10 protein-coding genes and 1 pseudogene are annotated in these 16,567 nt (G+C 41.3%); all 11 read right to left on the minus strand.

What is annotated here, in order from left to right; genetic code table 11:
* Nucleotides 1-25 precede the first annotated feature (25 nt).
* A complete protein-coding gene (locus F988_RS06080) occupies nucleotides 26-931 on the minus strand; it encodes an RsiV family protein (RefSeq protein ID WP_004681758.1) in 906 nt (301 codons plus the stop codon).
* 105 nt (nucleotides 932-1,036) lie between these two features.
* Nucleotides 1,037-1,864: a hypothetical protein gene (locus F988_RS06085; protein WP_010589194.1), complete on the minus strand. Its 828-nt coding sequence runs from the start codon at nucleotides 1,862-1,864 to the stop codon at nucleotides 1,037-1,039.
* Nucleotides 1,865-1,933: 69 nt separating this feature from the next.
* Nucleotides 1,934-3,526, minus strand: coding sequence for a peptide chain release factor 3 (locus F988_RS06090; protein ID WP_004681760.1), 1,593 nt, complete (start codon nucleotides 3,524-3,526; stop codon nucleotides 1,934-1,936).
* 160 nt (nucleotides 3,527-3,686) lie between these two features.
* Nucleotides 3,687-3,939, minus strand: a pseudogene (locus tag F988_RS15705) (Fic family protein); the annotation flags it as partial.
* A 76-nt stretch (nucleotides 3,940-4,015) separates the two neighbouring features.
* Entirely contained in the window at nucleotides 4,016-7,135 is a 3,120-nt protein-coding gene (locus tag F988_RS06095; protein ID WP_004681761.1) for a type I restriction endonuclease subunit R, read from the minus strand.
* Between the two features lie 103 nt (nucleotides 7,136-7,238).
* Nucleotides 7,239-8,207, minus strand: coding sequence for an Abi family protein (locus F988_RS06100; protein ID WP_004681762.1), 969 nt, complete (start codon nucleotides 8,205-8,207; stop codon nucleotides 7,239-7,241).
* Entirely contained in the window at nucleotides 8,200-9,570 is a 1,371-nt protein-coding gene (locus F988_RS06105) for a restriction endonuclease subunit S (protein ID WP_010589195.1), read from the minus strand. Before F988_RS06105 ends, F988_RS06100 begins: the two co-directional genes overlap by 8 nt.
* Nucleotides 9,567-10,970 (minus strand): AlbA family DNA-binding domain-containing protein, encoded by a 1,404-nt coding sequence (locus F988_RS06110; protein ID WP_004681764.1) that lies wholly within the window; start codon nucleotides 10,968-10,970, stop codon nucleotides 9,567-9,569. The genes F988_RS06105 and F988_RS06110 overlap by 4 nt, the downstream gene beginning before the upstream one ends.
* Entirely contained in the window at nucleotides 10,960-12,690 is a 1,731-nt protein-coding gene (locus F988_RS06115; protein ID WP_004681765.1) for a class I SAM-dependent DNA methyltransferase, read from the minus strand. The genes F988_RS06110 and F988_RS06115 overlap by 11 nt, the downstream gene beginning before the upstream one ends.
* Before the next feature lie 191 nt (nucleotides 12,691-12,881).
* The gene (locus tag F988_RS06120) at nucleotides 12,882-13,940 is read right to left on the minus strand and encodes an RNA-guided endonuclease InsQ/TnpB family protein (RefSeq protein WP_034422238.1); all 1,059 of its coding nucleotides are present in this window, start codon (nucleotides 13,938-13,940) and stop codon (nucleotides 12,882-12,884) included.
* Between the two features lie 224 nt (nucleotides 13,941-14,164).
* Complete coding sequence (locus F988_RS06125) at nucleotides 14,165-16,363, minus strand: OsmC domain/YcaO domain-containing protein (protein WP_004681769.1); 2,199 nt, start codon at nucleotides 16,361-16,363, stop codon at nucleotides 14,165-14,167.
* Nucleotides 16,364-16,567: the final 204 nt, after the last annotated feature.

Consider the following 16,567-nt stretch of genomic DNA (forward strand, 5'->3'; position numbering starts at 1 on the left):
AAATCCCACTTTATAAAAGAGGGATTTAAGGAGATTTATTTGCCACAGGCGTAGATGCTGCTGGTGCTTCCACCTTTGGCAAATATTCAGGTTTTAACACCCCCTGTAATTTGTCAAATGGAATCACCAGACGTGGCAGACCGACCACATAAGGACCAATTTCATATTCAGCATATTGCAGAATTAAGCCCTGCTCTCCCAACAGGAAGTTGTCAGTGACCTTAAACGGCCATGCCTGCTCATATTCATCAGGGTTATTGGCAAGTTTGGTGTCTACAATCCAGACCTTGAATGCATCATGCGCCAGCTTGTCCAACGTTGCCTTTTGTTTTGGCAAGAGCAGGTCGTTCAATTGCACCTGTTTTTGATTGGTCAGGTCAAAGTTATAGTAGCGTTGCGAGGTTGAACCATGTGCGCCACCCAAATAACTGCTGCTATTCAACACAACCGTTGCCAGTGTGCCCTTAGACTGTAAAATCTTTGGTTTAATCATCAAACTGATTTGATGACTGCTGCTCAATGCTTTCAGTTCTTCATCAATCTTGATAAATAAATTGGCATACAACTGGGCCTGCGCGTCCAGATTTTGCTTTTGCTCAGCGGTCTGTACGCTAGAGGCGGCGGTATCCTGATCGACAATTTCAAGCATCTTGCCGAGTTGACTCAGTATTTCCTGATCAAGTAACTGGTCAATAAACGGAAAGTTACTCTGCAAGCGTTCAACGCTAAAATCTGGACAGGTATTGCCCTTACACTCAGGCAAACTTACCTGCACCTTGACCGTTTCACCACGCAAGGTCGGCTCAGTCTGTGTCTGTACAACAGGCTGCTCTTGTTGCTTGTCCTCTGGCTGCTTAGGTTCTGATTTTGGCTGGCATGCGGCAAGTAGAATTGCACACGCCAGAACGCTAGATTTATAAAATGTTTTCATCGAAGAACCTGCAAGCATTGTGATGACACAAGATTTTTAAATGCTAGCGGACTTCACCGCAAACCGCTAGTGATACATGCAATTCCTATACGCTTGTTACAAAGATTAGAACATTTGTTGATAAATATCAGGCTGTAGCATCTGTTTACTCTGTTCGGTGCTTAAATAAATATCCAGTTGTGGTGCATCCTTACTAATTTCATTGGCACGGTAATGCACGCCAATGCCCTCACCATCGAAGAACCAGTCAGCCTGTCCCCAATACAGCTTTTTCGGCACCTGTTTTTTGACTTCTGGGGATTGTTTATCAATCCATTGTTGATAGTGTGCCTGAATAATGTCATTCAGTGCATTTTGCTGATTCTTCTGAATCACATCCAACACGCTGAGGCTTTTTTGTAGTTTACGGTCTGCAACAAAGAAATAGAAACGGTCCTTGACCGCAATATCTTCTTGCTGGGCATTTACCCCCACTTGCAGCAACACATACTGATTTCGCTGTGATGCAATACGAGTATTCAAATGCAGCTCGTAGGCCTTGTTTTTTGAATATTTATCCTGCCATTCATCTGACTTTTTCACATAGGCGTTGATGGCCTGTTGCAAGGTCAGGTTTTTATTCTGTTCAATCTGTTGCTGGATTACGTTGGCCTGATTTTTTGCAATCCATGTATTCAGCCATTGATCCTGAGTTTTAATGGTTTGAATGTCGACATCAATACAGTTTTTCTTTTCACAAAATGGCAAGGCATAATCCGCCTTGGCCTCCTGCATATTGAGATAGGGTAAAACCTCAGCTTTCTCACCTGCTGCAGTATGCTGTTCAGTTGCCTGTGCTGAATCAGTTTCATTTTTCTTTGGATGATCACATGCCGTTAAAGCCATCATTCCAATCATTAAACTAACAGCAAAAAGTGGTTTTAAAGTATTCATCTCATCATGCCTTATTTTTAGTTCGTGCAATTAAAAACAGCCTCTAATTAGAAGCTGTTTTTATATATTTTAGTGTTCCCGTGTGTTACGGAACTGAATATCTGGCCAGCGTTCCTGCATCAACTGCAAGTTGACACGGCTTGGCGCCAAATAAGTAAGGTGCCCACCACCATCAACCGAGAGTTGATCATGGGCTTTTTTCTTAAATTCATTCAGAATCTTTTCATCATCACAATGAATCCATCGCACGGTATGTACATTTACAGGCTCATAAATACAGTCCACCTTATATTCTTCTTTTAGACGATACGCAACCACATCAAACTGTAACACACCCACCGCACCCACAATCAGGTCATTGTTGATTTGTGGCATAAACACCTGTGTCGCGCCCTCTTCCGACAGCTCTTTCAGGCCTTTCTGCAATTGCTTGGACTTTAACGGATCACGTAAACGCACACGGCGGAACATTTCAGGGGCGAAGTGTGGAATCCCCGTAAAATGCAGGTTTTCACCACTGGTAAAGGTATCGCCAATCTGGATGGTGCCGTGGTTATGTAGACCAATAATGTCCCCAGGCCAGGCTTCTTCCAAATGCTCACGCTCACCCGCCAGGAATGTCAGGGCATCACTGATACGGACGTCTTTACCGATACGCACATGATTCATTTTCAAGCCTTTTTCATATTTACCTGAGCAAATACGCATAAAGGCAATACGGTCACGGTGTTTCGGGTCCATGTTGGCCTGAATTTTAAACACGAAGCCTGTAAAACCCTCTTCATTGGCATCGACAGTACGTTCCTGAGTTGGATGCGCCTTAGGTTCTGGTGCCCAGTTGATAAAGGCATCCAGCACATGGTCAACCGCAAAGTTACCCAATGCCGTACCGAACAGCACAGGGGTTTGCTTGCCTTGCAGAAACAGCTCGCGATCTAATGGTTCATTTGCCATCTGTACCAGCTCAAGTGACTCCTCAAAAGAGGCCCAGGCCAATTCGCCGACTTTTTCACGAATATCCGCATGGTCATAACCATCACGCACTTCAATATCAGTAATGGTTGAACCAAAACCTGCTTTATACACATAAAACTTTTCTTCGATCAGGTTAAACACCCCAGCGAAGTCACGACCTGTACCAAGCGGCCAAGTGATCGGCACACATTTGATTTTGAGAACGTTTTCAATTTCATCCAACAGCTCTAAAGGCTCACGGATTTCACGGTCCATTTTGTTGACGAATGAAATGATGGGTGTGTCACGCATGCGACACACTTCCATCAGTTTAATGGTACGTTCCTCAACGCCTTTTGCACCATCAATCACCATTAAGGCAGAATCCACGGCAGTTAAGGTACGGTAGGTATCTTCCGAGAAGTCTTCGTGTCCTGGGGTATCCAGCAGGTTGATGGTGTGCTTTTTATAGGGAAACTGCATCACCGAGGTGGTAATCGAAATACCACGTTCCTTTTCCATTTCCATCCAGTCGGATGTTGCGGAACGGTCAGACTTACGGCTTTTCACCATTCCCGCAACCTGAATGGCCTTACCCCATAACAGCAGTTTCTCGGTCATGGTGGTCTTACCCGCATCGGGGTGGGAAATGATCGCAAAGGTGCGTCGCTGGGCAACCTGTGCCGCTAGTTCATCTTTAAAACTCATGAGAAAAATCTACAATATGTACACAGTTATGTACACATTTCTAAATATGTACTAAAACTGAAAAAGTGGGAATTCAAAATTGGCGTAATTGTAGCAGATTTAGAGTTATATAGGCATAGTGGGTCATCCAGTCGCTCATATGGGTTTGAGCCATCTAGTTTCATACACTCAATCTATATCTTTGCTTTGGACTTTTTGGTTTGTCTGAAATTGTACGTTCAACCAGTCCTGCCCCTATTGCTGGATTAAGGTAATCCTGTTGGATAGTGGGATAAGCCCAGTAAAGACATTACTTCTATCAAACTATACTCTTCTTGCCCCATAACTGAAACAAAGCATTGAACATGATCGCCATCTTGTACGGTAGCTTGATCGGTATCATGTACGGTGACTTGATCGGTTGCTGATGAATTCTAAAATGACATCAAAAATTATTTTTCAATCCAAGCCCTTAATAAGGAGCAGAACAACCTACTCCTTAACCTTATATCAACTTGTCCAAGCATTCGATAACATTTCAGCCTGCTTCATAACTAACTCAATAGCCTCTGCCGCTTTGTCAGGTGGATACTTCCAACGCTGTAAAGTACGTCGTACCAAGATTTTAAGCTGAGCACGTACACTATCTCGAACTTGCCAATCCACAGTTGTCGATTTACGCAATTTCTCAGTGATTTCACGAGCAATTTGTTTCAACGTATCATCACCTAATTCACGCACCGCACTTTCATTATTTGCTAAAGCATCATAGAAAGCGATTTCATCAGGGTTCAAACCTAGCGACGCTTCACGTTCCATTTCAGCTTGAAAGTCTTTCGCCATTTGTATCAGTTCTTCAATGACTTGAGAGGTTTCAATCGCACGGTTATTATATTTCCTTAGAGTTTCCTGCAAACGATCTGAAAAACGTTTTTCTTGTACGAGATTATTCCGCGTTTTTGCCTTGATACCATCATTCAATAATTTTTCTAATAATTCGACTGCCAAGTTACGATATGGCATTTGTCGAACATCTTCTAAAAATTCATCTGACAGTAAACCAATATTTGGTTTATCTAAACCACAAAGTGCAAATACATCTGCTACACCATCAGCAAGGACAGCATTATCCAAAATTTGTTTAAGCGTACTATCCTTTTCAGCTTGCGATAATTTACGATCCACAGAAGTATGTTTACTGATCACGGCCTTAATGGCTGAATAAAATGCAATTTCCTTATGTAATGTCTTGGCTTCATCCAAGGTACCGCACAATGAAAAGGCTTTATTAATTGTAAGTACTAAATCTAAAAAGCGTTTTTTGCCATCTTTCAAACTCAACACATAGTTGGCTGCTGGGATAATTAGTCGATGTGCTTGTGTTTCATAACTGCTTAAATCCAACCCAGCTTGGTCATTGGTCTTGGCAAACATCCCACGAATGGCATCCATTTTCTCAGCAAGCACGGCATAGGCTTCTTCAGCACGTAATGTTGGCTCACCTTTCCCTTTGGCATCGGTATAGGTTTTTAATGCCTGCTTTAACTCATTGGCAATCCCAATATAGTCAACGACCAAACCACCTTGCTTGTCTTTAAAGACACGGTTGACTCGTGCAATGGCCTGCATGAGGTTATGACCTTTCATTGGTTTGTCGATATACATGGTATGGGTACACGGTGCATCAAAACCTGTCAGCCACATATCCCGTACAATCACCAACTGTAACGGGTCATTCACATCTTTAAAGCGTTTCTCAAAGCGTTTTTTAGTTTGCTTATTATAGATATGGGGTTGCAATAACGGTTTATCCGATGCTGAACCTGTCATCACAATTTTGATTTTGCCTTTTTTCGGGTCATCATCATGCCAATCTGGGCGCAGAGCAATAATTTCATTATACAAATGCACGCAGATTTCACGACTCATGGTCACAATCATGCCTTTGCCTGCTGTGGCTTCAGTACGGGCTTCAAAATGTGTTACCAAATCCGCAGCAATCTGTTTCAGGCGTGGGGTCGCACCCACTAATTTTTCTAAGCGACTCCATTCACCCTTGGTCTTCTCACGACTACCGACATCTTCTTCATCTTCCACCACCTCATCAACTTGATCAGAGAGTTCCTCAATTTCAGCCTTATTAATATCCAATTTTGCCAAGCGGGATTCATAATAGATTGGTACAGTTGCACCGTCCTCGACCGCATCTTGAATATCGTAAATCGAAACATAATCGCCAAAGACAGCTCGGGTGTCTTTGTCTTCACTGGAAATTGGCGTACCCGTAAAACCAATAAAAGCTGCATTCTTTAAAGCATCACGCATGTGCTTGGCATAGCCAAATTTATAAGTCCCATCATTAGACAGTTTGGCTTTGAGTCCATATTGGCTACGGTGGGCTTCATCAGACATCACCACAATATTGTGCCGACCATTCAGCAATGGATGTTCAGTTTCTCCATCAAGCAAAGCAAACTTTTGTACCGTGGTAAAAATAATTCCGCCTGATTCACGTTCAGCAAGGAGTTGTCTTAGCTCATCACGATTATTGGCTTGTACTGGCGTTTGTTTTAATAATTCCTGTGCCTGACTAAAGGTTTCAAAGAGTTGTCCATCTAGGTCATTACGATCAGTCACAATCAATAAGGTAGGATTCTGCATTGCAGGTTGTTGAAGCAGCTTCCCAGCATAGCAACACATCGAGATACTTTTGCCTGAACCTTGGGTATGCCAAACCACCCCTGCTTTTTTATCCCCTGTAGGATTCGATGCGGCAATAGTCGACTGAACAGCTTCACGCACTGCATGGAACTGGTGATAACCCGCAATTTTTTTAATGGTAGCGCCTGCGGCTTGTTGAGAGCCACCATCAATTTCAAATAAAATAAAGAAACGGATGTAATCGAGGAATAACCCACGATCAAAAAAGCCTCGAATAACGGTTTCAAGCTCCCACTCCAACTGCGGCTTATCATCTTCATTTTTAATGGTACGCCACGGCAAGAAACGTTCTTGACTTGCTGTTAATGAACCGACCCGAGCTGTAATCCCATCACTTACCACCAATGCTTCATTAAATACAAACAGATCAGAAACTTCTTCTTTATAGGTTTGTAGTTGATTAAACGCATCCCAAATATCTGCATTTTCATCGGTGGGGCTTTTTAGCTCAAGTACAGCAAATGGTATACCATTAATAAAGCAGATAATGTCAGGTCGTCTTGGTTGCTTTGTACCTTGGATGGTAAATTGATTAATGGCAACAAAGCGATTTTGGTAAATATGATTAAAATCGACCAAAAATGCATGGTCATTCACCCAGTCATCTTCTTTTTTATAACTGACGGGTACACCTTCCAGTAACATGTGGTGAAAAGCACGGTTATTGGTGATTAAATCCAGACTTTCAGGCTTAGTGAGTTTTTGTAAAACCTGCTCAAAACAGCTCACTGGCAAATGTGGATTTAAGCGTTCAAAAGCAGTTTGTAAATCTGCTTCAATCAGAACTTGTTTATAGTCTTTGCGTAAAGGGTTGCTGCTGTCAGGGGCAATATCGACACCATGAACGACTTCCCAGCCATTTTCAGCGAACCAGTCCAAGCAGAGGTTTTCAAGTTGGGTTTCGTTCATAAAAATTCCGTTCCACAAGATGTTCCACTTGACATAGTTGTGCACTATACATTACTATTCTAACCAATATGACCGATGCCCCTGCTTATGTACGCATCGGTTTTCATTTTCTAATCTGCCATAATTCCCATTCTTGCCAATCTTCTTGAGCTATCCCAAAGTCTCCTAAAGTAATCATACCATTGCCTATCTGTGGAAACTCTGCCAATAACTGCTTAAAACGTTCTGACCAAGTCGAGTTTGGACAAATCCTCTTTAAAAGATGTTGAATAATGCAAAAATAAAAAAATGGGCGAGCATTATTCATAGGTTGCCAATTATCAACCTGTGGTGATAATTCTAAAATGTTAATATTCCATAATCGACTATGATGGGCTGCAACATTACGTACAAAGTTTAGACTTCTCAGCCATTTTGCAAATATTTCACCGCTTTTTATATTATACTTTTCAGCAATACATTGTTGATCTTGGTATTTAAGCCCTGAATACATACGAGATAATAAACCAAAATCCCAAATTTCGATTGCAACCCATACAGGAACACATCCCTCATAATGCTTTTTGTGATGTTCAATAAAAGGTTCTCGGCGTGCTTGGTAAAGTAGGGCATTATATTTTTCTAACCAAACTGCATGTTCTGTTTTACCTGCATTTTTACCGTTCTTTATTAATTTTTTAGTAAAATTACCATGTAAGCAGTCCGCAATCTGATGAGCATTACTATCTCTTTTCCCCAATAAATGAGCAACATCTACCCGAACTGCCAGCTCAATACGTTCAAGAGCATCTAAAGCAAGAAGACGCAACTTTTTATCAAAAATATATAAATCGACAATATTTTCAAAATTACTTTGTTGAACAAATTCATTTTTTCGAATGGGTTTATTTTGTGCTTTAGATGCCTGTACATCTATCTGACGAAAAGGATACCAGTAACCACTTAAACGATAATAGCCCACACGCTCTAGATAATTTAAAGCCTTAGCATTATCTGTGACAATCATACCCCGACTTTCTAAAAGCTGTAATTGTTGGGTATAAGATTTCCATTGCTTTAATGGTTTAGCCATCTATCCCCTCACCCTGCAAACCTGACACATCCAACTCACCCGATAACAACTTTGGTAATAAAGCATCTCTAAGATTTATCAAAATCTGATTTTCGATTTTTATACTATTTTGTTTTGAATAAAATTTCCTTACTTTTTCTGAATATAGCTTCCTTAAAGCTACTGAAGAGGTAACAATCTGAAAATCCATAATTGCTTTTTTATCACCTCTAGGCATTTTTGAACCTTTAGATGAAGCCATCATTCTGTCAAAAAAACTGTCTTGGTAAATTAAATTATATAAATATTCTTCCGTACCTTTTTCTAAGACATCAAAGTTCAATACATCATTAGAATGCCCACCATCGAAAAAAGAAAACCAAATTTTCTTAAAATAAGGTCGGATATTGGAAACCAAAATATTCCCTTGCCTAAACGCTGGAACACTATTTGCCTTTGGTAATGAACTTGCTTTTTCGATCCCCTTTTTTTCAGGTAACATATTTTCTGTAGAGATATAATTTTCAAGATTTAGGTCATTTAATAAAATCTTATTAGAGCTATATTTGGCAATATCTTTAAGTTGCTGTAATTCCCATCCCCTCGGCACTTCCCCCAATTCACTTTCGACCAACTCATCAGGAAATAGCGCAGCAGTCGCTTGTAATTCCGCAAAATCTTCCTTTGTCAATTGATCAAGCTCAGCTTCACTTTTACCACTAATCGCACACATCGCAGCAAGCTCAGGATCGCTCCCTTCTTGTTTTGCTGCAATTTTGGCACGTACAGGTTCAAAGTCGATAAACCAACTTTTAAAAATGGCTTGAGCAATGGATTCTAGGGTTTGGTTAATTTGATTGTTAAGATGGATTTTGTCGTCTAAGTCAGAAAGAATTTTAGCTATTCTTTCTTGAATCACAATGCTTGGCTTCGGAACTATAAGTTTTGCTAAATCTGAGCCTCTTATACCTGCGGCACCTGCTCCTTGTTCGACAATTGTATTAATTATTTTTTTTCCTAAACAACTAGAGAAAAAATAAAAATAAAAAGTAGGATTAGCAATATCTTGCTTTAATCTACATCTAATCAAATGTGATTCGAAACAGACTTCTTCTTGGTCATTTAAGAATATTGAACATTGACCAGCGCCCTCTCTAACCAAAGATTGGCGGGCAAACAAGAGGTCACCTGTCTTTAGTAAAGAGCTTTCTTTTTCTTTTTCATTTAATGGGGCTCTATCCATCACCAAATTGTTAATTCTTGGGTAAGCAAAAAGCTCCCCCATATTAACCATTTTGTATCCTTCCCCTCTAATTCTTTTCGGTTTAGTTAATCCATTCCGCAAGGGAATTTCAAATAACTCTTCAAAAACAATGAAACTCACACAACACCCCTAAATTTTTTCTTAATCGCCCAATAGCCACGAGTACCACCGACACGCTCAAGCCAGCCAGCATCTTTTAAATGATTCAGATGCTTTTTAATAGCTGACTCATTAATACCAATCTGTACTGCCATTTCACGATAGGAGACTTTAGGATTCTGCTGAACTAAATTTAAAATCTGTGTTTGTCGCTCTGTCAGTAATTCTTGCTCGATTGAGCCACCGATTGAGCCACCGATTGAGCCACCCTCCAACTCAATCATAGGACGATATAACTTCACATCAAAAAAATCATTGGTTTCTAAAAATTCAGGCGTTGCCAGTTTTTCAGCTTCACACATCTGCTTGATCCGTTGCAGACCACTGCCCCAATGCTCAATATAACCAAGCTCTCGAAACACACGAGCCAATACCCGATTACGAATTTCCGAGCGTCCCTGCAACAAATCTGCTTCGGTTAAACCATTGGGTAAACCGCCTGGGGAGACAATATTGACCAAATCATCATATATAGCGACTTTGATATTGCGCCCAAAGTTACTGTAATCCCGATGTACATAGGCATTGACTAAGGCTTCACGGATAGCATTTTCTGGAATTTCCAAATAGTCATAACGCTTTAAGCCACGAATTTCAGCACGTAAAGACAAATGATTTTTAATAAAAATTTCTGTTTGTTCAATTTGAGAAAACAAGTCACCTGTGTATTCTTTACGGTCTAAAAACACACTCATATTTGTGCCTTTAAATCGGGCGCATTGGGTCATCACATGCTCATATTGACCGAGCAAGATCAATAAACCATGACTGGCATAACGCTGTCCTTGCTCTTCAATCACCAGTTTCAGATTCAACATCTTTTCTAAAGTCAGTGTTTTATCAGCAGCTTTGAACGCTTCTTCCAAGACCGTTAAATTGAGCTTTTCTAAAGGATATTGATAATTAGCTAAGGCATCAAAACTGATATTCAGCCTTTGCAATTCCAGTTGTTGAATATGCTCAGGCGATGCTACACGGTTACTCGCACCTAGGCGGATATATGTGCCTTGCTCACGTCCTATAGATTTAAGGTAATACGGAAATAAACTGCCCCGAGCCACTTCCACCACCAATAGCTCAACACCGTCTATGTTCTCGACATAAATTTGTGCTGCAATTTGCGGAGCGCACAATTCATAAATCATGGAAGTGATTTTATCTTGCAACTCGAAAATATCATCTTGAATCCCAACCAACTGCCGATCATCAGTGACTCCAACAATCAACTTACCGCCACTACTATTAGCAAAGGCAATTAATGTCTTGGCGATCTGCTGTCCTTTCGGTAACTGCTGTTTAAACTCTAGCGTTTTGCTTTCGCCTTTTTGAATCTCAAGCAGCAACGGTTGATCAAAACTCATAACCCAAACCTTTTAAATTCTTTTTAATCTCTGCTTCTAAAACAGCACTTTCAGCAAACTGCTGTTTAAGTTGTCCTGTTAAGCGTGCCATTTTCTCAGCAAATGGCTCGCCATCATCTTCCTGCTCGACTGCACCCACATAACGCCCTGGGGTCAATACATAGTCATGCTTCTGAATATCTTTTAACTCAGCAGAGAAGCAGAAACCTTTCTCATCTTGATACGCTTCGCCTTCAAAGTTTTCACCTTGTTGCCAAGCATGTAAAGCATTGGTGATTTTAGCAATATCCGCATCGGTAAAGTCACGTAGTACACGATCTTTCATATAGCCCAAGTTGCGAGCATCAATAAACAAAGTCTTGCCTTCACGATTGGCTTTCTTTTTATCCAGGGACAAACCATTCTTTTTGTCCTTGGTCAAAAACCAAATACAGGCAGGGATTTGCGTATTGGTAAACAGTTGCCCTGGTAATGCGACAATACATTCCACCAGATCGGCTTCAATCAGATTTTTACGGATTTCACCCTCATTATTGGTATTGGAACTCATCGAACCATTGGCAAGCAAAAGTGCCATACTACCCGTTGGTGATAGATGGTGCAGCATGTGCTGCATCCAGGCAAAGTTGGCATTGCCCTGTGGCGGTGTGCCATATTTCCAACGTACATCACTTTCCAGTGAAGCATGCCACCAATCCTTAATATTGAACGGTGGATTTGCCATGACGAAATCAGCACGCAAGTCTGGATGCTGATCATCTAAAAATGTATCGGCATTCTTTTTACCAAAGTTAAAATCAATGCCACGAATTGCCATATTCATGGCAGCAAGTTTCCATGTGGTTGGATTACTTTCTTGTCCGTAAATCGAAATATGCTTTTTCTGTTCAGATGCTTTGTAGTGCTTTTCCTGTGCATGTTGTTCGATGAACTTTTCACTGGAAACAAAGAAACCGCCTGAACCCATTGCAGGGTCATAGACTCGACCTTTATAAGGTTGCAGCATTTCTACAATCAAGGTCACGATACTTTTAGGTGTGTAATATTGTCCGCCTTGTTTTCCCTCAGCTAACGCAAACTGCCCTAAAAAGTATTCGTAGACATGCCCGAGAATATCCTTGCTGTGCAAGCTGAGTTTTTCCCCGTTGTATTCAGGCTTGGTAAAACTTGTGTCCGAAAAAGTATTGATCAAATCCAACAGTTTGTCATTATCAAGCTGATACTGCCCGATTCGATTCAGAATACCTTTTAATTTAGGGTTGGCTTTCTCAATTTCATCAAAAGCATTATCCACTAACCAAGAGATAGAACGTAGTTTGACATCTTGCCCATGTTCATCTTGCCAAATAATCGAGCCAATGGCTAAAGCGGCTGTATTTTGTAATGTTGCCCAACGTGCTGCTTTGGGCACCCAAAACACATTTTTTTCTTGATAATAATCAATAATTTCTAATTCATCAGCGATTGCTTGTTGATATTCCTCTTCTGTGTCGTATTGATCACGAGGCATGTAATAGATGTTGTGATCATCCGCCTGAGCAAATAAATCTTTAAGTTCAGACTGACGTTCATCAAAAGCATCTGATACATATTTTAGGAAAATCAGCCCAAGCACAATATGCTTGTAGTTGGCAGCGTCTAAGCTGCTACGTAATTTATCAGCGGCTTTCCAAAGCTTATCATCTAAGTCATTTAGAAACTTTTGTTCCAATGAGTTCATTCTTTATCCTCAATCAATGATCAACCGCTGTGGTTTTATACTTAATGTTCAATAGTTTATTACGTTAGCACAGTTAAGACAGAATCATTTATGGCAAATCCATGCCTTGGAAAATGTAACGCTCACCAATCCACGTACAGGGCAAACCATCTTACGGGATGTTTGATGAAATAGTTGACATCCTCCCCGACCTAAAGGACGGGGATTCCTACTGCTAGACGCTCATGTCCGAGCGCAAGAATATTCAGTGCGGAATTTACATCCCGATCATGGAGCGTACCGCACTCCATACACTGCCATTCTCTTATTCCTAAGCCTGCTCTACCTTTCGGACTACTGGAGCGTGAGCCACAGCACGAGCAAGTTTGGGTGGTATACGATTCATTGACTTCTTCATACCATACCCCTGCGTTCTCGCATTTATACTTGAGCATGGTTCTTAGTGTTGTCCAACTTGCATCTAGCACTGATTTAGCTAATTTAGTTTGTGCGAGTGCTTTGGCATTCACATTGCCAACGAAGATTGCTGCATGTTCATTCACCAGTTTATGACTGAATTGATGCAACATGTTTTGACGTATATTTTTAATCTTGGCGTGAATCGCTTTGACGCGCTTTTTATTTCTCGCACGTTGAGCTATGCCAAGTTTTTGTTCGTATTGTCGATAGATTTTAGGAGCTTTGAGCTTTATACCATCTGAACAAGTAGCTAAGTCTTTTAATCCCAAATCTATACCAATTGAGGTTTGACCTTTCGATTTAACTGGTTTTGCATGATCAACCACTAAACAGACATACCAACGCCCACGACTATCTTCTACAAATGAGCCTGTTTTGACGTTGTATTTTGATAGTCCGTAACTATCCCATAGTTTGAATTGATGTTTGCCATATTGAACATAGCCATTAGCATATTTGATTGCAACTTTTTTGAATGGTATCCAGCCCAATGAACGCCTAGCTGATTTTTTATTGCTGACTCGCCATTTCAGTTTTGCTTTTTTGAATTGCTTTCTGCGTGTAATGAGTTCTTCTGTTATGGCTTGAATGGTTTGACTATGCAAATTGCATTCTTTCGATGTGCCTTTTGTGTATTTAGCAATATCGTATGCTGAAAAGAATTGTTGTTTGCGTTGTAGATGCTTGAAACACAAATCATTGACATAATTCCAAACAAAGTTTACCTCCAACGCTAGTTGGTCTAGCATCTTGCAATGTTTGTCTTTTATTCGTAATTTGAGTGTCTTCATACAATTATTTTAACCGTATTTTTCTTAATAGTGATTATAGCAAAAGTATTTAAAACGACATTTCATGTCGTATGGCTTACGCCAGTCGCTTATATCGTCGGGCTAAACCCCGAGGTTTTACGCTCCAATGGATAAATTCCTTTTCGTATCAGGAAGCGTTTTAAACCTGAAACCGTAAGGTGCAATCTACAAATACAAGGATTGCACCCATAACTTTTAGCTCACTAGGCAGCAACCGCCCTGGCACGCGCGGCATGCAACTTTTTATAACTGTCAATCAGGCGTAAGTGTCGATCTAGCCCCTCCAGTTTCATACTGGTTGGGGTGAGACCATAGAAACGGACACTGCCATCTACCGATCCAAGTACCGCGTCCATTCGTTCATCACCAAACATACGGCGGAAGTTAATTAGATAATCATCCAATTCCAGCTCATCATCCAGAATCACCTCCAGCACCACATTCATGCACTGATAGAATAAGCCTCGCTCAGCCGTGTTGGTGTTGTATTGCAGGAACTGCCCGACCAATTCTTTTGCTTCTTCAAATTGCTCTAAAGCAAGATAAATCAACAGTTTTAACTCAAGAATGGTCAGTTGCCCCCACACGGTATTGTCATCAAATTCGATACCAATCAAGGTGGCGATTTCGGTGTAGTCATCCAGCTCACATTCCTCCAGACGCTCAACCAAGGCCTCAAGGCTGTCATTATCCAGACGATGCAGGTTTAAGATATCTTCACGGAATAACAGTGCCTTGTTGGTGTTGTCCCAGATCAGGTCTTCTACCAGATAAATCTCGGAATAGTCAGGCACCAAGATACGGCAGGCGGTTGCACCTAAATGTTCATACACCGCCATGTAGACTTCTTTGCCCATCTGCTCAAGAATGGCAAACAGTTCTTCCGCTTCTTCCACATTGCTGTTTTGACCCTGGTGGGTAAAGTCCCACTCGACAAAATCGAAATCAGCTTTGGAGCTAAAAAAGCGCCATGACACCAAACCGCTGGAATCAATAAAGTGTTCCACAAAGTTGTTTGGTTCAGTCACCGCATTACTTTGGAACGTTGGCTGTGGTAAATCATTGAGACCCTCAAAACTGCGCCCCTGCAACAACTCAGTCAGGCTACGTTCCAACGCAATTTCAAAACTTGGATGCGCACCGAATGAAGCAAAGACTCCGCCTGTACGTGGATTCATCAGCGTCACACACATCACAGGGAACTGACCACCAAGCGAGGCATCTTTCACCAGCACAGGGAAGCCCTGTTCCTCCAGCCCCTTGATGCCAGCCAGAATTGCTGGATATTTTTCCAGAACCTGTTGCGGTACATCTGGTAGCGTCATTTCGCCCTCCAGAATCTCACGTTTCACTGCACGTTCAAAGATTTCAGAAAGACACTGTACCTGTGCCTCAACCAAAGTGTTGCCTGCACTCATGCCGTTACTGAGATAGAGATTTTCAATCAGATTGGACGGGAAATACACCACTTCACCATCCGACTGCCGTACGAATGGCAATGAACAGATGCCTCGCTCGGTATTACCTGAGTTGGTATCATATAAATGCGTGCCCAGCAATTCATCGTCAGGGTTATAAATCTCAAGGCAGTATTCATCCAGAATTTCTACTGGCAATTCACCATTCGGGCCTGGCTGGAACCATTTTTCATCAGGATAATGCACAAACTCAGCATTGGCGATTTCCTCTCCCCAAAACTGGTCGTTATAGAAGAAGTTACAGTTTAAACGCTCAATAAATTCGCCCAGTGCCGATGCCAAGGCACTTTCCTTGGTTGAACCCTTGCCATTGGTAAAACACATCGGCGATTGTGCATCACGAATATGCAGTGACCAGACATTCGGAACAATATTACGCCATGATGCAATTTCAATCTTCATGCCCAAGCCAGCCAAAATGCTAGACATATTGGCAATGGTCTGTTCTAAAGGTAAATCCTTGCCCTGAATATAAGTACTGCTTTCCGAAGTCAGGCTTGGCATCAGCAATGCCTGTGCATCAGCATCAATACTTTCAACTTCTTCAATAATAAATTCAGGGCCTGTCTGGATCACTTTCTTCACGGTACAACGGTCAATCGAGCGTAGAATCCCCTGACGGTCTTTTTCAGAAATGTCAGCAGGCAACTCGACCTGAATCTTAAAAATCTGTTTGTAGCGGTTTTCAGGGTCAACAATATTGTTTTGTGACAGGCGGATATTGTCGGTTGAAATATCCCGCGCCGCACAATACACTTTTACAAAGTAGGCAGCACATAACGCCGATGAAGCCAGAAAATAGTCGAATGGTCCTGGCGCTGAACCATCGCCTTTATAGCGGATCGGTTGATCTGCAATTACTGTAAAATCATCGAACTTGGCTTCCTGACGAAGATTGTCGAGATAATTAACCTTGATTTCCATGCTGGTACCTAATACCTCTTATGTACCAGCATCGGCACATAAGCGTGTAAATATGAATAGAATAACGATCTGAAATGGACTTAAACAGAATATAAATGAGGCTCATCACGATCAATGAGCACTCATGATAAGCCAAGATAATATATGCCGCATTATAGAGGGATTTGCCTGAATTGATAATGTTTGTCCGTGTTTCCAATCGAC

The organism is Acinetobacter parvus DSM 16617 = CIP 108168 (genome assembly GCF_000368025.1).
GTDB classification, from domain to species: domain Bacteria; phylum Pseudomonadota; class Gammaproteobacteria; order Pseudomonadales; family Moraxellaceae; genus Acinetobacter; species Acinetobacter parvus.